We start from the raw sequence: 23,097 nt of genomic DNA, 5'->3' as shown, positions 1-23,097 counted from the left end.
TCCGGCGCAGGCTCACAGGAGAATCACCATGCTCACACTTCGCAAAGCACAAGACCGCGGCCTGGGCTTTCATGGCTGGCTGAAATCGTTTCACACCTTCTCCTTCGGCAGCTATCGCGACCCTGAAGAGCAAGGCTTCTCCGACCTGCTGGTAATCAACGACGACCGCGTCTCGCCCGGCCAGGGCTTCGGTCAACATCCGCACCGGGACATGGAGATTTTTTCCTACGTGCTGGAAGGCGCGCTGGAACATAAGGACACGCTCGGCACCGGCTCGGTGATCCGCCCCGGTGACGTGCAACTGATGAGTGCCGGCCACGGTGTTGCCCATAGCGAGTTCAACCACAGCCATGACGAGTCGGTGCATTTTCTACAGATCTGGATCGTGCCACAGGTCAAAGGCGCCGAGCCGCGCTATCAGCAGCAGCACTTCAGCGCTGCTGACAAACGTGGCCGCTTGCGCCTGATCATCTCGCCGAATGGTGCACAGGGCTCGCTGCAGGTGCGCCAGGATGCCAAGGTCTATGCCGGGCTGTTCGACGGTGATGAGCGTGCCAGCTTGAAGCTGCCGGACAACCGCCATGCTTATGTGCATGTTGCCCGCGGCAGCATCGAGCTGAACGGCCAGCTGCTCAGCGAAGGTGACGGCGTGCGGCTACGCCAGGAGCAGGTGCTGAGCCTGGCCAACGGCCACGACGCCGAAGTGCTGGTATTTGACCTGCGCCCGAACGAGCTGCCTGGGATGGCATGAGCAGAGGGGCCATCAGTGCTGGCCCCTCACCTGCTTCACGCAGCGCTCAACCCTCGAACCCCTCAACAATGATTACCTCAGCCTTGGCCACCCCATGTCGGTGGCTACAGGCGTCTTGATATTCCGCCGAGCGATAGCAGGCCAGTGCCTGCTCATAAGAATCGAACTCGATCACCACACTGCGCTGCGGTGTCGACCTGCCTTCCAATGCTTCACTGCGCCCGCCCCGGGCGAGGAACCTGCCGCCGTACGCCTTGAACGCTGCCGGCGCGCGCTGGGTGTACTGTTGGTACTGCTCGAGGTCGCTGATATCGACGTGGGCGATCCAGTAAGCCTTCATCCGCTGCTCTCCAGTTTTTCAGATTGTTGTGTATGATGGTATACCACAATCATCGACAAACTACAGCGAGCGTGCAGCATGGCTTTCAACAGTATCGAAGAACTTCTCGAGGACTATCGGCAAGGCAAGATGGTCCTGCTGGTGGACGACGAAGACCGTGAAAACGAAGGCGATCTGCTGATCGCGGCTGAACGCTGCGACGCCCAGGCGATCAACTTCATGGCGCGCCAGGCACGCGGGCTGATTTGCCTGACGCTCACCGACGAGCACTGCCAGCGACTGGGCCTTGAGCAGATGGTGCCAAGCAACGGCAGCGTGTTCAGCACCGCCTTCACCGTTTCCATCGAAGCCGCCAGCGGCGTCACCACCGGTATTTCCGCCGCTGATCGCGCGCGCACGGTAGCGGCTGCGATGGCGGCCGATGCTCGCCCCGAGGACCTGGTCCAGCCGGGGCATATCTTCCCCCTGCGCGCCCGCGAAGGCGGCGTGCTGACCAGGGCCGGGCATACCGAAGCCGGCTGCGACCTGGCACGCCTGGCCGGGTTCAGCCCGGCCTCGGTCATCGTCGAAGTGCTCAATGACGACGGCACCATGGCCCGCCGCCCCGACCTGGAAGTGTTCGCCGCCGAGCATGGCATCAAGATCGGCACCATCGCCGACCTCATCCACTATCGCCTGAGCACCGAGCAGACCATCAAGCGCATCGGTGAGCGCGAACTGCCCACCGTGCACGGCACCTTCCGTCTGGTGACCTATGAAGACCGGATCGAAGGTGGTGTGCACATGGCCATGGTCATGGGCGATATCCGCCGCGAACAACCCACCCTGGTACGTGTGCACGTAATCGACCCGCTGCGCGACCTGGTCGGCGCCGAGTACGCCGGTCCCGCCAACTGGACCTTGTGGGCCGCCCTGCAACGGGTCGCCGAAGAAGGCTCCGGGGTAGTGGTTGTGCTGGCCAATCACGAGTCTTCGCAAGCGTTGCTGGAGCGTGTGCCACACCTGACCCAGCCCGTGCGGCCCTATCAGCGAGGCCAGTCCAAGGTCTATTCGGAGGTCGGCACCGGCGCGCAGATTCTGCAGGACCTGGGCGTGGGCAAACTGCGCCATCTGGGGCCGCCGCTCAAGTACGCGGGTTTGGCTGGGTATGAGCTTGAAGTGGTGCAAAGCATCCCGTTCGAGCCCGCTGCGCTTTGAGCAATCGCTGACCGCCGGTACACGGATGCCTCTTGCGAAAAGTTTGGAATACCATAATATGATATCCCGTAGACCTTAAAATCCTGGCCGGCTCCTACACTCAAACCCGGCCGCACCACATCGTTGAAATCGCTGCTCCCGAACATATTGGCGGGTGACAGAACCCGCCTCGAATAACAAAAGTAACGAGGGCGTAACCATGCTGTTGAGCAAACGTGTAAGCGCAGTGCTGTCCGCCAGCCTGCTGACCCTGGCCTGTCAGGCCACCCAGGCCGCCGACAGCCTCAACTTCGTCAGCTGGGGCGGTACGACCCAGGACGCGCAGAAGCAGGCGTGGGCCGAGCCGTTCTCCAAAGAGAGCAACATCAAGGTGGTGCAGGACGGCCCGACCGACTACGGCAAGCTCAAGGCCATGGTCGAGAGTGGCAACGTGCAGTGGGATGTGGTGGACGTCGAGGCCGACTTTGCCCTTCGCGCCGCAGCAGAAGGCCTGCTCGAGCCGCTGGATTTCAACACAGTCAAACGCGACCGGATCGACCCGCGGTTCGTCTCCGACCACGGCGTCGGCTCGTTCTTCTTCTCGTTTGTGCTCGGTTACAACGAAGGCAAGCTTGGTAGCAACAAGCCGGCCGAGTGGTCGGCGCTGTTCGACACCAAAACCTTCCCCGGCAAGCGCGCCCTGTACAAGTGGCCAAGCCCCGGCGTGCTGGAACTGGCCCTGCTGGCCGATGGTGTAGCCGCCGACAAACTGTACCCGCTGGACCTGGACCGCGCCTTCAAGAAACTCGACACCATCAAGAAAGACATCGTCTGGTGGGGCGGCGGCGCCCAGTCGCAGCAACTGCTGGCGTCTGGTGAAGTGTCGCTGGGGCAGTTCTGGAACGGCCGCGTGTATGCCTTGCAACAAGACGGCGCCCCAGTCGGTGTGAGCTGGAAGCAGAACCTGGTCATGGCTGATTTTCTGGTCATTCCCAAAGGCGCCAAGAACAAGGACGCGGCGATGAAGTTCCTGGCCAACGCCAGCAGCGCCAAGGGCCAGGCCGAGTTCGCCAACCTCACCGCCTACGCCCCGGTCAACCTCGACAGCGTCAGCCAGCTCAAACCTGAACTGGCGCCGAACCTGCCCACCGCCTACGCCCAGGATCAGGTCACGCTGGACTTCGCCTACTGGGCGAAAAACGGCCAGGCTATCGCTGCGCGCTGGAATGAGTGGTTGGTCAAATGAAAGTCGCCATCAACGCCCTGCACAACGCGCAAGGTGCCCCCAGCGGCACCGGCGCCCCCGGCACGGCCACCCGCCGCAACGGGATGGGTCAGCGCTGGCGCGGCAGCCGTAACCTGCTGCCCGCGCTGGTGTTCCTTGGCCTGTTCTTCTTTGCGCCACTGATCGGCCTGCTCCTGCGCGGCGTGCTCGAGCCGGTGCCGGGGCTGGGCAACTACGAGCAGCTGTTCGCCAACTCGGCCTATGCACGGGTGCTGTTCAACACCTTCTCGGTGGCCGGCCTGGTGACCTTGATCAGCGTGCTGCTGGGCTTTCCGCTGGCCTGGGCGATCACCTTGGTACCGAAGGGCTGGGGCCGTTGGCTGCTGAACATCGTGCTGCTGTCGATGTGGACTAGCCTGCTGGCACGGACTTACTCGTGGCTGGTGCTGCTGCAGGCCTCCGGAGTGATCAACAAGGCGTTGATGGCGATGGGCATCATCGATGCGCCGCTGGAAATGGTGCACAACCTGACCGGCGTAGTGATCGGCATGAGCTACATCATGATCCCGTTCATCGTGCTGCCATTGCAGGCAACCATGCACGCCATCGACCCGATGGTGCTGCAGGCAGGCTCCATCTGTGGCGCCAGCCCGTGGACCAATTTCTGGAAGGTGTTCCTGCCGCTGTGCCGCTCGGGGTTGTTCTCCGGGGCCTTGATGGTGTTCGTCATGTCGCTCGGTTACTACGTCACCCCGGCCCTGCTCGGTGGTGCGCAGAACATGATGCTGCCCGAGTTCATCGTCCAGCAGGTGCAGTCGTTCCTCAATTGGGGCCTGGCCAGCGCTGCCGCCGCACTGTTGGTGTTGATCACCCTGGTGCTTTTCTACCTGTACCTGAAGCTGCAGCCGGAATCCCCGGTCGGCAATGCGAGGTAAGCCGCAATGCTCCTGACTCCAAATGCCATGGGCCGCCCGCTGCGGTTTGGCCTGTATGCCACCACCGGTGTGATTGCCGCGTTTCTGCTGCTGCCGATCCTGTTCATCGTGCTGCTGTCATTCGGCTCCTCGCAATGGCTGGTATTCCCACCGCCAGGCTGGACCCTGAAGTGGTACGGCCAGTTCTTCTCCAACCCGGAGTGGATGGACGCCGCCCTGGCCAGCCTCAAGGTTGCCGTGCTCACCACCGTGTGCGCAGTAGCACTGGGCTTGCCGACCGCCTTCGCCCTGGTGCGCGGGCGCTTCCCCGGGCGGGAAATGCTCTACGGCCTGTTTACCCTGCCGATGATCGTGCCGCTGGTGATCATCGCCGTGGCGGTCTACGCGCTGTTTCTCAAGCTCGGCTACACCGGGACGCTGTTCGCCTTTGTCGTCAGCCATGTGATCGTCGCCCTGCCCTTCACCATCATCTCGATCATCAACTCGCTGAAGCTGTTCGACCAATCGATCGAAGACGCTGCGGTGATCTGCGGCGCCTCGCGCTTGCAGGCGATCTTCAAGGTGACCTTCCCGGCGATTCGCCCGGGGATGATCGCCGGCGGCCTGTTCGCGTTTCTGGTGTCGTGGGACGAGGTGGTGCTCAGTGTGATGATGGCCAGCCCCAACCTGCAGACCCTGCCGGTCAAAATGTGGACCACCCTGCGCCAGGACCTGACCCCGGTGATCGCCGTCGCTTCGACGTTGCTGATCGGCCTGTCGCTCCTGGTCATGCTCATCGCCGCCGCCCTGCGCCGGCGCAATCCAGTCAGCGCCTGAGTGCCCGGAGACAATAACAATGAGTGCAGTGATGAAAGACAACGCGCCGAACAAGACCCTTGTCAGCCTGCGTAATCTGAACAAGCATTACGGCGATTTCGCCGCCGTCGACAACATCAACCTGGATATCCAGAACGGCGAATTCCTGACCTTCCTCGGCTCCAGCGGTTCGGGCAAGTCGACCACCTTGTCGATGCTGGCCGGGTTCGAGACCCCCAGCAGCGGCGAAATCCTGGTCGACGAGCAATCGCTGGTCAATGTGCCGCCGCACAAGCGCGACATCGGCATGGTGTTCCAGCGTTACTCACTGTTCCCGCACCTGTCGGTGCGCGACAACATTGCCTTCCCGCTGGCGATCCGCAAGCTCAGCGCCAGCGAGATCAGCAAGCGCGTCGACGCCATGCTCAAGCTGGTGCAGCTCGAGCAGTTCGCCCACCGCCGCCCGGCGCAGCTCTCCGGGGGCCAGCAGCAGCGCGTGGCGATTGCTCGCGCGCTGGTCTACGAGCCCCGCATCCTGCTGATGGACGAGCCGCTCGGCGCACTGGACAAAAAACTGCGCGAAGACCTGCAGGACGAACTGCGCCAGCTGCACCGTCGCCTGGGTATCACCATCGTCTACGTGACCCACGATCAGGAAGAAGCCATGCGCCTGTCGCAGCGCATCGCCATCTTCAGCCACGGCAAGATCGTCGGCCTGGGCAGCGGTTATGATCTCTACCAGAACCCGCCGAATGCCTTTGTGGCCTCGTTCCTGGGCAACTCGAACTTCTTCCGGATAAAGGCCAGCAGCAACGGTGCCGGAAGTTTCGAAGGGCAGCCATTGGCGATTCGCCTGACCCCAGGACTGGTCGCCGGGCAGGACGCGCTGATCATGGTGCGCCCGGAAAAAGCCTTGGCCCTGAGCGCCGAACAGGCAGCGCGGGAGCCCTTGCCGGCAGGCTGGAACGAAGTCAGTGCGAAGGTCAGCGAAGTGTTGTTCCTCGGTGAAAGCCAGACCTGCCATGTGGTCAGCGCAGGCGGCACCGAGATGACGGTCAAGGCCTTGTCGGCAGCCGGTATGCCGATGCAGCCGGGCGACACGGTCAAGGTGCGCTGGGCGGTGGCCGATGCCTGCATCTACACCGAGTGGGCCGAGAGCGACCTGAGCAAGGCCGCCGGCGCGCACTGATCGACCAATGAACGGTGCTGCTGTGCGGCCCCGTTCATCAGTTGGCTAAACGCCGGAACACCAGCCCCGAGAGCACACACAGCAGCGCCGACAACAGCATCACTGCAGCGATATCTTCGACAGACGTCTCGACCCTGCTATCAGCCGCGGCCAGGATCCCCAGCATCACCCCAGCCATACTTACCGACATGGCCATGGTCAACTGCACCGACATCGCCGACAGCGAGCTGGCCGCCGCCGAGCGTTCGCCTGGCACATCCTGATAGCTCGCTGCACCCAGGGTGGAAAACTGCAACGAGCGCACCAGGCCTGCGGCAAACAGCACCACCGCCATCAACCACACTGCCGTGTCGCGGTCGAACGCTGCGCACAAGGCGATGCCCACGCCGCTGAGCAGCGCGTTGCAACTGAGTACCCGGCGGTAGCCGTAACGGCGTACCAGCGGCACTGCCAGCAACTTCATCAACAACGCGCCGACGCCGCCGCTGACCATCAACCACCCCGCCGCCAGTGGGCTCATGCCAAGGCTGTTCTGCAGCAACAGCACCAGCAGAAACGGCTGCGCCGCCGAGCCCAGCCGGAACAGCCCCCCGCCCGCCTGGGCAACACCGAAGCTGCGCAGGCGCAACAAGCTCAAGTCGACCAGCGGGCTGGCATGGCGGCGGGCATGCAGCCAATAGCCGAGGGCAAACAGCCCGCCGGCGGCGATCAGCGCGAGGGCCCATGGCCGCGGCAACTGGCCAAGGCCTAGCGACTCCAGGCCAGCCACCAGCAGCGCCAACGCGCCGCCGCTGAGCAGCAGGCCGCGATAGTCCAGTGGCGGTACGCTGCGCGCCGGGAAGTCCGGCACATGTTTGAGAATCAACCAGCAGCCAAGCAGGCAGATCGGCAGGTTCACCAGAAAGATCCAGTGCCACGACAGCACCGTCACCAACAAACCACCCAACAGCGGCCCCAGCAACGGCCCGACCAAGGCCGGCAACGCCAGCCACGACATCGACTGCAGCAGCTGATCGCGGCTCGACCAGCGCAGGATGATCACCTGCCCCACCGGCGTCATCAGCGCTGCGGCCGCACCTTGCAGCATTCGCCCCAGGCACAGTTGCCAGAGCGTGTCAGCCAGCGCACAGGTAAGCGAGGCGCCGGTAAACAAGCCCATCGCCAGCAGCATTACCTGACGCGGACGAAAACGCTCGGCCGCCCAGCCGCTGATCGGCACGCACAGCGCCAGGGCCAGCATGTACAGCGAGACCACCAGATTCATGCGCAGGCCCGGCTCGCCAAAATCCGCGGCCATGCTCGGCAGCGCGGTCATCACCGCCGTGCTGTCGAGCAGTTCCATGAACAGCGCAGCGCCGATGATCACCGGCACCTTGGGGCTTTGCAGATGGCCGACCAGCGCCGCCGGCTGAGCCGTCAAAACAGCCCCGAGACGGGTGGCCGGGTGCCCTTGAGCTGCCAGGCGCCGACTACCGCCGCCTTCCAGTGGCGCGGGTTGTGGTTGGCCACCGTGCGCGCATTGCGCCAGTGCCGGTCGAGGTTGTGCTGACGGCCAGTGGTCGAGGCACCGCCGACATCGAACAGGGTTTCGCCGGCTTTCAGCGCCAATTCGGCTGCCAGGTACTGCGCTTGGGCGACTTCCAGTGCAGCCTGCTCGACGGCGCTTTCATCCAACTGCGCGGCCCAGGCGCGATCGATACTGGCGGCGGCCTTGAGCACCAGTGCCTCGGCACCGAAAGCCCTGGCGGCAATATCGCCCACCGACAATTGCACGTAAGGGTCATCGACCGACTGGCTGGCGCTGCTGTGCTTGATGGGCCGTGCATGCTCACGGGCAAACTGGCTGGCGTCGTTCAGGGCATTGCGGGCGATACCAGCCAGCACGGTGCCGAGAAACAGCTGCAGGAACGGCGTGACGATGGTGCGTTTGCCCTCCTCCACGGTGCGCGTGCGGATGTCACTGGCCTCGACCCGCACGTTGTGCAGGTGGGTGGTGCCGCTGGCGGTCAGGCGCTGGCCCATGGCATCGAAGTCGTCGACCAGCTCCAGCCCTTCGCGGTCACGCGGCAGGATGAACGACACCGGCTGCTCGTCCTCGTCCAGCGCCACCGCGCTGACGTAGTCGGCAAACAGCGCCCCGGTGCTATAGAACTTGCTGCCGTTGGCGCGGAAGTGATCGCCCTCGCGCACCAAACGCGCGGCAATGGCGCCATTGGCACCGCCCAGCTCCCAGCCGGCATTGCCGATCACCGCACCTTGCAGGTACACGGCAAACCAGCGCACGCGCTCCTGTTCGGCACCCTCGGCGCTGGCCGCGAGCAGGCCTTCGACAAAGGCGAAGCCCGGGCGCAGCGCCTGGGCGACGTTGGAGTCGGCGGCGGCCACCTGCAGCAGCAACTCGACCACATCACTGACGCTGCCACCAGGGCCGCCGTACTGCTGCGGGATACGCACGGTGTACAGGCCGGCTGCGGCCAGCTCGGCAATGGCCGCATAGGGCAGCCGGCGCTCGCGCTCACGCTCGGCAGCGCCGGCGGCAATCGCCGGCAGCAAGGCGCTGACACGGGCCTTGAGCGCGGCGACGGTATTGGCTGGGGCTTGGGCAGGCAAACGTTGAAAGGTAGTCATGGGGCAGTCCTTAGATGGCAATTTTCCACAGTCTTGCTTCGTCGAACAGGTCGAAGGCCTCATGCTCGAGGTCGAGCGGCGGTACGACCAACTCAGTACCCGCGCCGGGCAGGCGCGGTACTGAGCCAAGCAGACGCTGGGTGTATTTATGGGCCGGCTGCCGGAACAGCTGCTCGACCGGTGCATGCTCGACGACCTCGCCGTGACGCATCACCAGCACGTCGTCGCTGACATGGCGGATCACCCCCAGGTCGTGGGAGATAAACAGGTAGGCCAGGCCCAGTTCGTCCTGCAGATCAGCGAGCAGATCCAGCACCTGCGCCTGCACCGAAACGTCCAGCGCCGACACCGGCTCGTCGCAGATGATCAGCTTCGGCTCGCTTGCGATGGCGCGGGCGATCGCCACGCGCTGACGCTGGCCGCCCGACAGCTGCAACGGCCGGCGCTGGGCCAGGTCCGCGGCAAGGCGCACCTGATTGAGCAGCACGGCAATCCGCGCCGGCCGTGCTGACGCCTCGACGCCGGCGACCTGCAAGGCATCATCCAAAATCTGCGCAACCGTCCAGCGCGGGTCGAACGAACCGAGCGGGTCTTGATAGATCACGCTGATTTCGCGGCGCAGCGGCCGCCGGCTGGCCTCGGCGATGGCATCGTCGGGCAGGTTCCAGGGTTTGCCGCGATAGAGCACCTGGCCCTGGTCTGGCGTCAGCAGGCCCAGCGCCAGGCGCGCCACGGTGGTTTTGCCCGAGCCGGACTCACCAACGATGCCTAGCGTGCGGCCGGCGTGCAGGGTGAAGCTGACGCCCTGCACCACTTGCCGCGCCAGCCCGTCCGGGCCGGTGTAGCGCTTGCCCAGGTCACGGCCTTCGAGCAGGACCTCGCCCAGGCCACGGTTGACCAGCCTGGGCGTGCTGGCCACGCGTTGCGGCGACAGCCGGGTGCCCCGCGGATGCTCGGCTGGCACCGCCGCCAGCAACGCCATGGTGTAGGCATGTCGAGGCTCGCGCAGCACCTGCTGCATCGGCCCCTGCTCGACCACTTCGCCATGGCGCAGCACCAGCACTTCGTCAGCCAGCTGGGCGACCACGGCCAGGTCGTGGCTGATGATCAGCAACGACGCACCGCGCGCCTTGATCTGCTGAAACACCTGCAGAATCTGCGCCTGCACCGTGGCATCCAGCGCGGTGGTTGGCTCGTCGGCGATCACCAGCGCCGGCTGCATGGCCAGCGCGCTGGCGATCAGGGCACGCTGACGCAAGCCTCCCGACAGCTGTCCGGGGCGCTGGCGGGCGCGTAGTGCAGGGTCCGGCACGCCGACCAGCTCAAGCAGCTCATGCACCCGCGCCGCACGCTGCTGGCGGTCGCCGTAGCCATGGGTCTGCAACACTTCAAGGATCTCTTTGCCGACCGGTCGCAACGGGTCGAGCGAGACCAGGGCATCCTGCAAGACAAAGCCGATGTCTTTGCCGCGCACCTGCCGCCACTGATGCTCGCTGAGATCAAGCAGGTCGTGGTCGGCAAAGCGCAATTGACGCGCCGACACCTCGGCGCCCGTGCCGGTCAGGCCGACCAGGCTCCGGGCGCTGACGCTCTTGCCCGAGCCGGACTCGCCGACCAAGGCCACGCAACGCCCGGGCGCCAGGGTAAAGCTCAGGTCGCGGACCACACTGTGGCCGGCGAACGACACTGTCAGGCCGTCGACGATCAAGGTCTTGTCACTCATGCTTGGCGACCCTCCAGGCGTTGTTGAATGAAGCGCCCCGTGACCGTCGTGGCCAAGGTGGTAAGAACGATGAACAGCCCAGGGAAGAACGTCAGCCACCAGGCGCTGGCGATGAAGTCGCGGCCCATCGACAGCATGGTCCCCCACTCCGGTGCCGGCGGCCGGGCGCCTAGGCCTAGAAAACTCAGCGCCGAGGCCCAGACAATGGCCTGGCCGACGCCCATGGTCATGGTCACCACCAGTGGGCGCATAGCGTTGGGCAGCAGTTGGCGCAGCACAATCCGCGAGGTGGGATGGCCGAGCGCGCGCGCCGCTTCGATGTAGCCGGCGTTGCGCACCGCCAGCACCTGGCCACGCACCATGCGCGCGTAACCGGGCGCACCCCCCAGGCCGGTGGCAACGATCAGCGTGCCGACGCCGCTGCCGAACACCGCCACGAACAGCAACGCCAGGATCAAGCTGGGGAAAGCAAACAGCACCTCCAGCAGCCAGCCGACAGCGCGGTCGACCCGCGCACCACCGAGGCCGCCAAGCAAGCCCAGGCTGATTGCGATGGTCATCGACAACGCCGTGGCGGCGACGCCGATCAACAGGCTCTGGCGGGCGCCGTGAATGGTCCGCGCAAAGATGTCGCGTCCGGATTGATCAGTGCCCAGCCAGTGCGCCCAGCTCGGCGCCTGGAACGCATCGCGCGGCACGATTGCCAGTGGGTCGACGTGGGTAAATAGCTCGGGAAACAGCGCAGCCAGCAGTAACGCGGCCAGAAACAGCAGGGCCAGGCTTGCGCCGACTGGCGGCAGGGTGATCCGGCGCCGACGGCGCAGCGGCGCCTGCACACGGTCAAGTATCAGGTCGCTCATGGCGTGGCCTCCTGTTGGCGGGGGTCGATCCACTGGTAGAGCAGGTCCACCAGAATGTTGGCCAGCACATAGCCCGCAGCAACTACCAGGCTGATGCCGATCACCAGCGGCATGTCCTGGGCCTGCACCGCCTGATACAGCTGGCGGCCGATGCCCTTGCGGGAAAAGATCACTTCGCACACCACCGCGCCGCTGATCAGCGCGCCAACGGCCCATCCCGACAGCGATACGCCAGGCAACAAGGCATGGCGCAAGGCATGCCGGAAGCGCACGGCCAGGTCACTCAAGCCACGGCTGCGGGCAGTGAGAATGAACGGTTGTTCCAGGGTCAGCTCCAGCGACTCGCGGGTCACCTGGGCGATGAAGCCCGCCAGCGGAATGGCCAGAGAGAATGCCGGCAATACCAAACTGGCTAGGCTGTCGCTGCCCGCCGGCGGGAACCAGCGCAGGCCAAAGGCAAATACCGCCAGCAGCACCACACCAAGCCAGAAGTGCGGCAAGGCGGCGCTGAGTGTTTCCGCCAGCGAGGCCAGCCCGCCGATCAGACGACCGCGCCCGGCGGTGATCACCGTTAGCAACAACACCAGCACCCAGGCCAGCAGCAACGCGGCGATGGTCAGCTCAAGCGTCGCACCGCCCTGCTCGGCCAGCACCCGCGTCACCGGCAGGTGCTGCGAGTAGGACACGCCAAGGTCGCCTTGCAGCAGGCGGCCCAGGTACAGCAGGTATTGCACGGCCAGTGGTTTATCCAGGCCGAACTCGATGCGCGTGGCTTCGATGGTTTCCGGACTGGGGTTGCCGCTGGGACCACCGAGAATCGCCAGCACCGGGTCGCCCGGCATCAGACGCAAGGCAAAAAACGTAAGCGTCGCCACGGCCCACAGCACCAGCAACCCGCCACCGAGGCGGATTACTGCGCGGCGGCCGAGTGCGGCCAGGCGCTCGCGGCGCGGGTCGGCTATTGCCAGTTCAGTTGCACTGCTCATTTGATCACCCAGGCGTCATACAGGTAAGTGACCGCCAACGACGGCTCCAGGCGCACCCCTCGGGCGGTCTTGTAAATGCCCAGGCGGGTGCTTTGCGGATAGGTGGTGAGCTGCAGGTACTGCCCGGCGGCTTGCGCCTGGGCCTGCTGATACAGCGTGCGGCGCTGCTCCGGCTGCTGCGTGGCGAGGGCCTGATCAAGCAGGCTGTCGAAGCCGGGATCGGCGTAGCCTGAGGAATTCTGGTGGTAGCCACCGACCCCGGCCGGCTGGACGAAGGCCGAGCTGAAGATGATCCGCAGCACGTCCGGGGTGTTGGTGTTCCAGTAACCAATGCGGATGTCGTAGTCCCAGGCGGCCTGCCGGGCCGTGACCTGCACATCGCTCATCTGCTCCAGCACCAGCTCTATCCCAGCCTGGCGGGTGGTGGCCTGGACCTGCTCCCACAAGGTCAGCTCCGACGGTGGTGTGCGTGCTCCGATCAACACCGTTGCGCGCAGGCGCTTGCCGTCTTTGCTGCGGTAGCCCTCGGCATCGCGGCTGGTCCAGCCAGCGTCATCGAGCAGCTTGCCGGCGCGGGCCGGCTGGTAGTCCTGGCTGTGCTCGAAATCGGCACTGTAGAACGGCGTGGCCATGCTCAGCGGGCCGCCGGCGCGGGGGAATTCACCGAAATAAACGCTCTTCAGCGCGCCCTCGATATCGGCGCTGCGCACAAAGGCTTCGCGCACGCGGATGTCATCGAACGGTGCGCGACGCAGGTTGAAAGTGCCGTTGGTGGGGTTACCCGGGCGTTGGGCGACGATCAGCTCGACATCCGGGTTGCGCCGTGCGGCCTCGTGGGATTCGGGCGGCAGGGTTTCGATCACATCGACTTCGCCGGCCTGCAGCGAGGCAAAGCGTACCGACGGCTCCTGGATGAACTTCCACACGATCCGTTCCAGGTAAGCCGGGCCCTGGTGCTGGGCGGTTGGCGGCGCCCAGTTGTAGTCCGGGTTGCGCACCAGCTCGACCTGGTTCTGCCGGTCCCAGCGCGCCACCTTGAACGGCCCGCTGCCGACCGGGCTTTCGCAGTTGACGTCACGGCTGCGCTTGAGCGCAGTAGGCGACTGAATACCGAGAAAGCCCTGCGCCAGCACTTCAAGAAACGCTGCATAGGGCGTTGCCAGGTGGACCACAGCGGTGTACTCGTCGATCACATCGGTGCCACGATACTGGCGGATATAGCCACCGGCGGTACTCGACTGGGTCTTGGGGTTGGCCATGTGATCAAGGTTGGCCTTGACCGCCTCGGCATTGAACGGCGTGCCATCGGTAAAGCGCACATCGCGGCGTAGCTGGAAGGTGTAGCTGAGGCCATCGGCGGCGACCTGCCAGTGCGTGGCCAGCCATGGGCCGACGCGCCCCTGGCTGTCCATCGACACCAGTGAGTCGAGGTATTGCTGAGCAACGAATACCTGCGGCATGTCCCCGGCGACGTGCGGGTCAAGGCAGGTTGGTTCGCGGTCGGTGGCGTACACCAGTGTGCCGCCGTGGACCGGCTGATCGCCATGGGCGTTGACCTGCTCGGTGCGTTCGCAGCCGGCCAGCATCAATGCTGCACTGAGCAAGGTCAGGGGGAGGATGGAGTTATTCAAGGATGCTCCTGCACGGGCCCAAGGGTGATGCCAGGGCTATTGCAGGACTTGTGCCGGGTTGCAACTGCCTGATTTTGCTGGGTTAGGCTTTATTGGCAGTGAATGGCGACGGGCAAACTGTTGCATTACTGTTGGCCGGCGGACAGTAACGGTGGTTGCCCCGCTGAGAATGCAAATAATTCCCAGCAAGTACCGCACTTTCTTCAGCAAGAAAGGTCTACTCCCCCTTTTGCCGATAATGTTCGACAATCGGCCGTTCAATTGCACCGCACGACGCAGGGCGAAAAGCCAGATGCTTGTGTAGGATGAGCAGCGCCGAGTCTCGCGCTGCCAGATAGGGAGATACACATGCGCGTCCTGTCATCCGTTGCCTGTCTTACTGTGCTGACGCTGGGCCTTGGTGTGTCTTGTGGCGCCCAGGCGTTCACCAGCGAGGAAGGGCAACTGATCGCGTCGATCAACGCCTACCGCAGCCAGCCGCAGAGCTGCGCCGGCGAGGGTTCGCTGGAGCTGCCGCCGCTGAGCAGCGATACGCGCCTGGCGCTGTCGCCGGAAGGTACTCGCGACCTGCAGCAGGCGATGTCCCGCGCGGCTTACCCGATGGTCAATGTGCAGGCGATCAGCTTGTCCGGGCCCCGCGATGCGCCGGCGGCGATGAAGGCCATCGCCGAAAGCTTCTGCCAGGTGGTACTCGACCCGCAGTTCGTCGATATAGGCGTCAGCCAGGAAGGCCGCGACTGGCGCATCGTGCTGGCTCGGCCGCTGCTCAGTGGTCGCCTCGGTGACTGGCAGGCCGAGGGCCAGAAGCTGCTGCAGGAGATCAATGCAGCGCGCCAGGTGCCCCGCCAATGTGGTGGCCAGCCGTTCGCCGCCGCCGCGCCGCTCAGCTGGAACGCGACCTTGGCCGGCGTTGCTGCCGACCATACCCGGGCGATGGCCAATCAGAACTTCTTCGATCATATCGACCGTGATGGCCGCACCCCGGGTGACCGCGCCGAACTGGCCGGCTACTCCTACCGGCTGGTCGGCGAAAACATCGCGGCCGGGCTGGACACTCCGCGCAAGGTCATCGATGGCTGGCTGGCCAGCCCAGGCCATTGCGCGACCCTGATGAACCCCGATTTCAGCGAACTGGGCGCGGCCTACGCCGTGGACCCCAAGAGCGATGCCGGGATCTACTGGACCGGACTATTTGGTGCGCCGCTGTGATCGCTTGAGTTGAATCGGCTCGCGCTACAGTCATTGAAGCGGCGCCTTCAACCGCGCCGGCTGCGCAGCACGAATATGCCCAGCGCCAGCAGTGGCAGCGCGGCGCCAACCAGCGCTACGCCATGCCAGCCGAGCTGCTCATACAGTGGGCTGGCCAGCGCCGAACCCGCTGCGCCGCCGACGAAGATGCTGGTCATGTACAGCGCATTCAATCGGCCGCGGCTGGCCGGGTCCAGTGCATACACCTCACGCTGGCCGATCACCATGTTCATCTGCACAGCAAAGTCCAGCAGTACCCCGCTCAGCGCCAGGCCGATCACGCTGAACCCCGGTGCGCTCAGGCCCAGCAACAGCGCCAGCGGCGCCAGCACCAATGCCAGCAGCGAGCCGCGGCGGGCATGCCCGGCATCAGCCAGCCGCCCCGCCAATGGCGCAGCGACTGCGCCGACTGCGCCCACCAGAGCGAACACTGCGATCTGGCTCTGCGACAGGCCATGCTCCCCGCTCAATGCCATAGGCACCGCCGTCCAGTACAGGCTGAACGCGGCGAACATCAATGCCTGATACAGCGAGCGCTGACGCAGCACCCGGTAGCGGCGCAACAGCCCTGCCAACGAGGCCATCAGTTGCGCATAGCTGGCTTTGTGCTCGGGCACCCGCCGCGGCAAGGTCAGCGCCAGCAACAGGATGATCGCCAACATGATCCCGGCGGCGCCGACAAACACTGTGCGCCAGCCGAAGTGGTCAGCAACCACGCTCGCCAGTGGCCGTGCCAGCAGTATCCCCAGCAACAGGCCACCCATGATATTGCCGACCACGCGCCCGCGCTGTTGCTCAGGGGCAAGGTGCGCTGCCAGAGGAATGAGCATCTGCACCGACACCGAACTGAAGCCGATCAACAAGGCATAGCCAAGAAACAAGCCACCCTGGCCATTGCTGCTGGTGCCCGCCAGGACCAGGCTGATGCAAGCCAGCACTGCGGTAGCAACCATCAGCCGGCGGTTTTCCACCAGGTCTGCCAGAGGTACCAGCAACAGCAGACCGAGCGCGTAGCCGAGCTGCGTCAGCGACACGATCAGGCTGGCGTGCTTGGCTGACAGGCCAAGGTCTGGCGCAATCAAGCCGACAATCGGCTGGGCGTAGTAGATATTGGCGACGATCGCGCCACAGCAAAACGCCAACAGGGTTACCAGGGCCCGACTCAGGCCCCCGGTGGAGGGCTGGCTGGCAGCGATGGATGGGCTCATGTGCAGGTGCCTCGGTCGATGTTCAGGGGAGATGCTGTGCACGTTACCCAGCGGTGCAGTGCAAGAGAATCCAGCGGCTGCGCAAGGGGTCTTTGCGCGTAGCGCAACGCCCTGCCCTCACTCGCCCAGCAGTGCCTCGCAAAAGCCGACAAACGCCTGTACCCGGCGTGAGCCGCGGTGGTTGGGCAGGTACAGGGCATTGATCGCGTTGCTGGCGGAGCCGGGGCTGATCTGCCAATCAGGCAACAGCCGCAGCAAACGCCCGGCGGCGACGTCTTCGCGCACCAGCCAGTCGGCCAGCAAGGCAATGCCGGCGCCACTCAGTGCAGCTTCGCGCAGCACGTCGGCGTTACTGCTGCGCAGCGGCCCGCTGATATCCAGCTCCAGCGTCTGCTCGTCACGTGACAGGCGCCACGGCCGTGCGGACTGCCCATAGCGAAAACGCAGACAGGCGTGTTCATTGAGACCTCGTGGGTGCTCCAGCGGCGCGTGCCCGGCGAGGTACGCGGGGCTTGCCACCAGCCAGCGCTGAAAGCGTCCGAGCGGACGGCAGACCAGCTCGTCATGGGCCGCGGCCTCGCCCAGGCGAATGCTCACATCGTAGCGACCTTCGAGCAGGTCATCGAAGCGATCACTCAGGTCGATGTCCAGCTCAAGCCCCGGATGCGCGGCGAGAAAGCGCCCCAGATGCGGCGCTATCACCCGCCGGCCGAACTCGACGGGCAGGCACAAACGCAGCACCCCGACGGGCTCCTCGCCACGGTCGCCGACATTGGCATCGGCCTCGGCCAATGCCTCGAGCACCTCGCGGCAGCGCTGGTAATAACTGGCGCCCGCCTCGGTCAGGCTGACTTGCCGGGTGGAGCGGTTGAGCAAGGCGGCGCCCAGTTCAGCCTCCAGGGCGTCGACCAGGCGCGTCACCGAAGAGGTGGCGACCCCAAGGCTACGCGCTGCAGCCGAGAAGCCGCGCGCGTCGACGGTTGCCATGAAGGCCTTGATTGCCAGCAGCTTGTCCATCGCAGTTGTTGTCCGCCAAATCGGCCAACCTTGCTCCAAACGGAGCCTGGGTGCAATCCCGGCCAGCCTTACCTGACCAGTCCGTCAGCTTAACCCCAGGGGGCAGACGCAAAAAACCACCTCGACAACGCTAGATCGAGCTTTTTCGCGAAATTTTCACATTAGTGATTTGGCCGTTTTTAAGCTGAAATTGGCGACTTGATCTAAGCTTTTCGAGGCATCTTGGCAAGCTCAGGCCTGCGACAATAGGCCTCAAGCATAAATGTACCAACTTGTTAATTAGCTTGCTAAGGGCTTAAACTCGGCGCATTCCACTTGCGAGATCCTTGGCATGAACGACTCACCGCGCGCCTCTGGCGCCTCGAAAATCATTCTGGTTGGCCTGGGCGTGATCATCGCCCTGCTCGGCCTGCTGCTGGCTGCCGGCGGCATCAAGCTGGCCGGCCTGGGCGGCTCCTGGTACTTCCTGATCGGCGGCCTGGCCATGGCCATCGCCGGTATCCTCATCGCCCGTCGCAAGGTCGCCGGCGCCTGGCTGTATGCCGCGTTCCTGCTCGGCACCGCGCTGTGGGCAGTGCTCGACACCGGCCTGGTGTTCTGGCCGCTGTTCTCGCGCCTGTTCATGTTTGCCGTGATCGGCACCGTAGTCGCGCTGGTGTACCCGCTGCTGGCCCGCGCCAACGGCACCGCCACTGGCCGCGGCGCCTACGCCGTCGCTGGCGTCATGGCGGTAGCAGTCATGGTCGCGGCCGGCAACATGTTCGTCGCCCACCCAAGCGTCGCCCCAACTGGCAAAGGCCCCGGGCTGACCGCCGTCGAACCTGCGCAAGCGCAGAAAGACTGGGCTCACTACGGCAATACCGAAGGTGGCAGCCGCTTCGCCGCCCTCGACCAGATCAACCGTGGCAACGTCGACAAGCTGCAGGTCGCCTGGACCTACCACACCGGTGATGTTGCCCTCAGCGACGGCAACGGTGCCGAAGACCAGCTGACCCCATTGCAAGTCGGCAACAAAGTGTTCATCTGCACCCCGCACAACAACCTGATCGCACTCGACGCCGACACCGGCAAAGAGCTGTGGAAAAACACCATCAACGCCCAGTCGAAAGTCTGGCAGCGCTGCCGCGGCATGGCCTACTTCGACGCTAGCGCGCCGCTGGCCCAGCCCTCCCAGCCGAACAGCTCGCCGGTCGTTGCAGCCACGGTTGCCCCTGGCGCCAACTGCCAGCGCCGCCTGCTGACCAACACCATCGACGGCCGCTTGATTGCAGTCGACGCTGACACCGGCGAGTTCTGCCAAGGCTTTGGCAACAACGGCCAGGTCAATCTGATGGCGGGCCTGGGCGATGTCCCGGACTCGTTCTATCAGCTGTCCTCGGCACCGCTGATGGCCGGTACCACCGTGGTGGTTGGCGGGCGTGTCGCCGACAACGTCCAGACCGACATGCCAGGTGGCGTGATCCGTGGTTTTGACGTGATCACCGGGCAAATGCGCTGGGCCTTTGACCCAGGCAACCCTGAAGACCGTAACGCCCCGACTGACGGCAGCACCTACGTGCGCAGCACGCCGAACAGCTGGGCGCCGATGTCCTACGACCCGGCAATGAACACCGTGTTCCTGCCGATGGGTTCGTCGTCCACCGACATCTATGGTGTAGAACGCAGCAAGCTCGACCACACCTACGGCGCATCGGTACTGGCGCTGGACGCCACCACCGGTAACGAGAAGTGGGTCTACCAGACCGTCCACAACGACCTGTGGGACTTCGACCTGCCGATGCAGCCGAGCCTGATCGACTTCACCAAGGACGACGGCCAGACCGTCCCTGCGGTGGTGATCGGCACCAAGGCCGGGCAGATCTACGTGCTCGACCGTGCCACTGGCAAACCGCTGACCCAGGTCGACGAAGTGCCGGTCAAGCCAAGCAACATCCCCAACGAACCGTACTCGCCGACCCAACCGAAGTCAGTCGGCATGCCGCAGATCGGCGCGCAGACCCTGACCGAATCGGACATGTGGGGCGCAACCCCGTATGACCAACTGCTGTGCCGCATCGACTTCAAGAAGATGCGCTACGACGGCCTCTATACCGCGCCAGGCACCGACCTGTCGCTGAGCTTCCCGGGCTCGCTGGGCGGCATGAACTGGGGCAGCATCTCCACCGATCCGGTGCATGGCTTCATCTTCGTCAACGACATGCGCCTGGGGCTGTGGATCCAGATGATCCCGTCGCAGAACCAGGGCAAAGCCGCCGGTGGTGGCGAAGCGCTGAACACCGGCATGGGCGCGGTACCGCTGAAAGGCACGCCGTACGCGGTGAACAAGAACCGCTTCCTGTCGATTGCCGGCATCCCTTGCCAGGCGCCACCATTCGGCACCCTGACCGCGATCGACATGAAGACCCGCCAGGTCGCCTGGCAAGTGCCGGTCGGCACCGTTGAAGACACCGGCCCGCTCGGCATCCGCATGCACCTGCCGATCAAGGTTGGCCTGCCGACGCTGGGTGGCACCCTGTCAACCCAAGGCGGCCTGGTGTTCATCGCCGGCACCCAGGACTTCTACCTGCGCGCTTTCAACAGCGGCAACGGTGAAGAGGTCTGGAAAGCCCGCCTGCCCGTCGGCAGCCAGGGTGGCCCGATGACCTACGTCTCGCCCAAGACCGGCAAGCAATACGTGGTCGTCACCGCTGGCGGTGCCCGCCAGTCGACCGACCGTGGCGATTATGTAATGGCCTACGCCTTGCCATAACGCGCGTCACTCCCGTGCGGCATGAGGCCGCTCCTGCACACCCTTTGCAGGAGCGGCCTCATGCTTTCAGCGGCGCTATTTATCACCCCCTCGCGATTCCCAGGAAAGCTGCGCAATGTCCTCCGTGTTCCGTTTTACTCCTACCCGCATCACCGCCAGCCTGCTGCTGGTACTGGCCAGCAACGGCGCCATGGCCGAAGCCGATCTGCTCCAGCGCAGCACCCTCAGTGGTGACTGGGGCGGTTTGCGCCATCAACTTGAAGACGATGGCGTCAAGTTCAGCGCCGACTACAGCGGCGAGACCGCCTACAACGCCGATGGCGGCCTGCACCGCTCGGCGCGCTATTCACAGAACATCAAGCTGGGCGTGCAGTTCGACTTGTCCCGCTTGTATGGGGTGGATAACGCCGGCAAGGTCCAACTGAGCATCAACGACCGCCGCGGCCACAGCGCCTCGGAGGAACTGGTAGGCAACCGCCTGCCGATCCAGGAAAACTTCGGCGGCCTGTACACACGCCTGACCGAGCTCAGCTACGAACGCAACTTCACTCCGGCGCTGAACATCAAGCTCGGCTACATGGCCATGGGCAACGACCTCGGCGGCCTCGACAGCGGCATCCTGTGCAACTTCATGAACGCCGGCTTCTGCGGCCATCCGCTGAACATGTCCGGCGGCAGTGGCTGGACCAACTACCCCAATGCGCGGCTCGGTGCGCGGGTCAAATATGACCTTTCGCCAGCCTGGCAAGTGCGCGTGGCGGCGTTCAACGTTGACCCCGAAAGCAACGGCAATTCCAGCCGTGCCTGGAAGCTGGGCCCCAAGCACACCACAGGCACGGTTGTGCCGGTAGAGCTGGTGTACAAACTGCGGGGCGAACTGCCGGGTGAGTACAAGCTGGGTTACTACTACGACAGCTCCAACGTCAAACGCATTGGCAGTGATGACGAGGTGGCTGGCCGAGGTGGGCACTACCTGTTGATTGATCAGGCGGTATGGAATGACCCCGCCCTGGCGGGCCGTAGCCTGCATGCGTTTGGTCAATACTCGGCGTCGAGCAAGGCGGCATCGCCGTTTACCAAGTGGTATGGCACGGGCGTGGTGCTGTACCAGCCGTTTGCAGGCCGCCCGCGGGACACCTTGTCGTTGGGCTATGGCCGAGCAGTGCCGAATCCACGTAGTCGGGAAGTGCTGGAGGATGCAGCTGCTGGCAGTGATCGGGAGTTCCCAAATATCGACAGTGCTGAGCAGTTGATCGAGCTGAGCTATGGATATCAGGCCACGCCCTGGCTGAATCTGCGGCCGGACGTGCAATACATCATCGAGCCTGGAGCGTTTTCCGGGGCCGATATCGATAATGCGCTGGTGGTGGGATTGCAGGTCAAGGCCAGCTTCTGAAGCGCTCGTGTGAGCACGGCTTTGTGGCCCTTTGCGGTTGCTCGGGGTCGTTTTTGGGAGTGTCAGCTTTTTTTGTGCTTGCAGCCCATAGGGCCAGGGCTGCGCCGCGGCCCCGGCAATCGAACATCAAGCCACCATCACGGCCCCGACCCCACTTACGATTCCGGCGTGGCCCGGCGGAGCGAAGCGCGCCGTTATCTTGATTTTGATCCGACGGCGGCTCAGTACCACGAGCGCGGGTATAGCGATGGACGCAGCCGCCGGAACTGCCAGGATAAGCCCCAAATTATTGCTTGTGTAAGTTGTACAGGCCGGCTACACAGAGCAAGATCAACGCTGCGCCATACATCATTGCGTTCGCTGTAAGAACCCGCTGCCTCAGTGATCTTGGAAAACTATCCAGCTCTTGCTCGTCAAGCTCACCTCGCTTTATATGAATTCCCGGCATGGCGAGAATTCCACTAATGGTGCCAAACAACAGCCAGCGAGAAAAAAGTCTTTCGTTACCCCACATCCGCTTCTGCGTATCGAGCCAGACACTACTCTGCAAAGCGCCTAGCATGCGTTCAAGGTCGCGCCCCCAAGCAATCAAAATGCTCATGAACATGCCCACGATCATGATCGCGAGAGGACCAAGCACTACGACCACTTGCCATACTATTGACCAGGATCTGGGGTTAGGAATCAGGGTGTAATCCATTCGTACATGACCTCGCCAAATGTCTCGCCCGCCTTACCCCCGGCTGCGCCCCCTACGACGGAGCCACCCACTGCTAATGCGATGCCACAAGCGAGCCGCCCATAAACGCCGAAGCTACATATATATGGAGCCGCTTGGGTTACCAAAAGAGACCCAAGACTTCCTCCCCCTAAACCACCTGAAAAACTACCTGCCTCCATAAACCGAATACGCTTGCACTCTTCGGTCTCGCCCGCCCGACATACTTCTTCCACCTTCAAATAAGACGAAGTACCTCCCAAGGCTGTGCCGATGTGTCCGCCATATTTGACGTACTTGACCGCCTTCGCCACCTCATCCAGATGCGTCGCATACCCCGGAATCTGCCCCGGCCCACCGGCTTTTGACCAATGGTGAACCAGGCTTTTGGTAGATATCTTCAGATCATGGCGAAGACGCTCGTACGGGCCGAGATTCAGACGCTTGTTCAAAAACGCCGCCTTCAACTGTCCATCCAGTTGCCTGAGCAACTTCTGTCGACTAGCAAAAAACTCCGGGCTG

The 23,097-nt window shown here is 64.1% G+C and carries 19 protein-coding genes and 1 pseudogene; 9 read left to right on the top strand and 11 right to left on the bottom strand.

Annotation, left to right across the window (positions count from 1 at the left end; translation table 11 throughout):
* Positions 1-28: 28 nt before the first annotated feature.
* On the top strand, positions 29-751 hold the full coding sequence (locus tag FW789_RS04925; protein WP_103437080.1) for a pirin family protein: 723 nt from the start codon (positions 29-31) through the stop codon (positions 749-751).
* A 46-nt stretch (positions 752-797) separates the two neighbouring features.
* On the opposite strand, the gene FW789_RS04920 is transcribed toward FW789_RS04925, so the two are convergent.
* On the bottom strand, positions 798-1,091 hold the full coding sequence (locus tag FW789_RS04920) for a DUF1330 domain-containing protein (RefSeq protein WP_446431066.1): 294 nt from the start codon (positions 1,089-1,091) through the stop codon (positions 798-800).
* A 78-nt stretch (positions 1,092-1,169) separates the two neighbouring features.
* Here FW789_RS04920 and ribBA point away from each other — a divergent pair, with 78 nt between their 5' ends.
* The 5 genes from ribBA to FW789_RS04895 all read left to right on the top strand — a co-directional run bounded on the left by ribBA (position 1,170) and on the right by FW789_RS04895 (position 6,411).
* Positions 1,170-2,288 carry a bifunctional 3,4-dihydroxy-2-butanone-4-phosphate synthase/GTP cyclohydrolase II gene (gene ribBA, locus FW789_RS04915; protein WP_103437078.1) on the top strand — a complete coding sequence of 373 codons (1,119 nt, stop codon included), beginning with the start codon at positions 1,170-1,172 and terminating at the stop codon, positions 2,286-2,288.
* Positions 2,289-2,487: 199 nt separating this feature from the next.
* A complete protein-coding gene (locus FW789_RS04910; protein WP_101318773.1) occupies positions 2,488-3,513 on the top strand; it encodes an ABC transporter substrate-binding protein in 1,026 nt (341 codons plus the stop codon).
* Complete coding sequence (locus FW789_RS04905) at positions 3,510-4,427, top strand: ABC transporter permease (protein ID WP_446431065.1); 918 nt, start codon at positions 3,510-3,512, stop codon at positions 4,425-4,427. Before FW789_RS04910 ends, FW789_RS04905 begins: the two co-directional genes overlap by 4 nt.
* A 6-nt stretch (positions 4,428-4,433) precedes the next feature.
* The gene (locus FW789_RS04900) at positions 4,434-5,243 is read left to right on the top strand and encodes an ABC transporter permease (protein WP_103437076.1); all 810 of its coding nucleotides are present in this window, start codon (positions 4,434-4,436) and stop codon (positions 5,241-5,243) included.
* 19 nt (positions 5,244-5,262) lie between these two features.
* Positions 5,263-6,411, top strand: coding sequence for an ABC transporter ATP-binding protein (locus tag FW789_RS04895; RefSeq protein ID WP_101318767.1), 1,149 nt, complete (start codon positions 5,263-5,265; stop codon positions 6,409-6,411).
* 37 nt (positions 6,412-6,448) lie between these two features.
* On the opposite strand, the gene FW789_RS04890 is transcribed toward FW789_RS04895, so the two are convergent.
* The 6 genes from FW789_RS04890 to FW789_RS04865 are packed head-to-tail and all read right to left on the bottom strand — an operon-like array spanning position 6,449 to position 14,194.
* Positions 6,449-7,831 (bottom strand): MFS transporter, encoded by a 1,383-nt coding sequence (locus tag FW789_RS04890; RefSeq protein WP_186698490.1) that lies wholly within the window; start codon positions 7,829-7,831, stop codon positions 6,449-6,451.
* Positions 7,828-9,039, bottom strand: coding sequence for an acyl-CoA dehydrogenase family protein (locus tag FW789_RS04885; protein ID WP_446431064.1), 1,212 nt, complete (start codon positions 9,037-9,039; stop codon positions 7,828-7,830). Before FW789_RS04885 ends, FW789_RS04890 begins: the two co-directional genes overlap by 4 nt.
* 10 nt (positions 9,040-9,049) lie before the next feature.
* Positions 9,050-10,762, bottom strand: a complete 1,713-nt coding sequence (locus tag FW789_RS04880; protein ID WP_446431063.1) for a dipeptide ABC transporter ATP-binding protein — start codon at positions 10,760-10,762, stop codon at positions 9,050-9,052.
* Entirely contained in the window at positions 10,759-11,622 is an 864-nt protein-coding gene (locus tag FW789_RS04875) for an ABC transporter permease (RefSeq protein ID WP_186698496.1), read from the bottom strand. The genes FW789_RS04880 and FW789_RS04875 overlap by 4 nt, the downstream gene beginning before the upstream one ends.
* A complete protein-coding gene (locus tag FW789_RS04870; RefSeq protein WP_446431062.1) occupies positions 11,619-12,608 on the bottom strand; it encodes an ABC transporter permease in 990 nt (329 codons plus the stop codon). Before FW789_RS04870 ends, FW789_RS04875 begins: the two co-directional genes overlap by 4 nt.
* Positions 12,605-14,194 carry an ABC transporter substrate-binding protein gene (locus tag FW789_RS04865; RefSeq protein WP_446431234.1) on the bottom strand — a complete coding sequence of 530 codons (1,590 nt, stop codon included), beginning with the start codon at positions 14,192-14,194 and terminating at the stop codon, positions 12,605-12,607. Before FW789_RS04865 ends, FW789_RS04870 begins: the two co-directional genes overlap by 4 nt.
* A gap of 393 nt (positions 14,195-14,587) precedes the next feature.
* Here FW789_RS04865 and FW789_RS04860 point away from each other — a divergent pair, with 393 nt between their 5' ends.
* Complete coding sequence (locus tag FW789_RS04860) at positions 14,588-15,448, top strand: CAP domain-containing protein (protein WP_103437069.1); 861 nt, start codon at positions 14,588-14,590, stop codon at positions 15,446-15,448.
* Positions 15,449-15,495: 47 nt separating this feature from the next.
* On the opposite strand, the gene FW789_RS04855 is transcribed toward FW789_RS04860, so the two are convergent.
* Together FW789_RS04855 and FW789_RS04850 are read right to left on the bottom strand one after the other, a co-directional pair.
* Complete coding sequence (locus FW789_RS04855) at positions 15,496-16,695, bottom strand: MFS transporter (protein ID WP_446431061.1); 1,200 nt, start codon at positions 16,693-16,695, stop codon at positions 15,496-15,498.
* A 117-nt stretch (positions 16,696-16,812) separates the two neighbouring features.
* Entirely contained in the window at positions 16,813-17,712 is a 900-nt protein-coding gene (locus FW789_RS04850) for a LysR family transcriptional regulator (protein ID WP_446431060.1), read from the bottom strand.
* Positions 17,713-18,043: 331 nt separating this feature from the next.
* On the opposite strand from FW789_RS04850, the gene FW789_RS04845 reads away from it, so the two are divergent.
* Both FW789_RS04845 and FW789_RS04840 read left to right on the top strand, forming a co-directional pair.
* The gene (locus FW789_RS04845; RefSeq protein ID WP_103437066.1) at positions 18,044-20,461 is read left to right on the top strand and encodes a glucose/quinate/shikimate family membrane-bound PQQ-dependent dehydrogenase; all 2,418 of its coding nucleotides are present in this window, start codon (positions 18,044-18,046) and stop codon (positions 20,459-20,461) included.
* A 115-nt stretch (positions 20,462-20,576) separates the two neighbouring features.
* Positions 20,577-21,857, top strand: a complete 1,281-nt coding sequence (locus FW789_RS04840) for a carbohydrate porin (protein ID WP_446431059.1) — start codon at positions 20,577-20,579, stop codon at positions 21,855-21,857.
* A gap of 286 nt (positions 21,858-22,143) precedes the next feature.
* Here FW789_RS04840 and FW789_RS04835 read toward each other — a convergent pair whose 3' ends face one another.
* Both FW789_RS04835 and FW789_RS04830 read right to left on the bottom strand, forming a co-directional pair.
* Positions 22,144-22,557 (bottom strand): hypothetical protein, encoded by a 414-nt coding sequence (locus FW789_RS04835; RefSeq protein ID WP_146047371.1) that lies wholly within the window; start codon positions 22,555-22,557, stop codon positions 22,144-22,146.
* Positions 22,542-23,097 (bottom strand): annotated as a pseudogene (locus FW789_RS04830) (PAAR domain-containing protein); the annotation flags it as partial. The pseudogene FW789_RS04830 and the gene FW789_RS04835, both read right to left, overlap by 16 nt.

Source organism: Pseudomonas sp. 1121_17, assembly GCF_052850745.1.
This window is presented reverse-complemented; position numbering and strand designations above follow the sequence as displayed.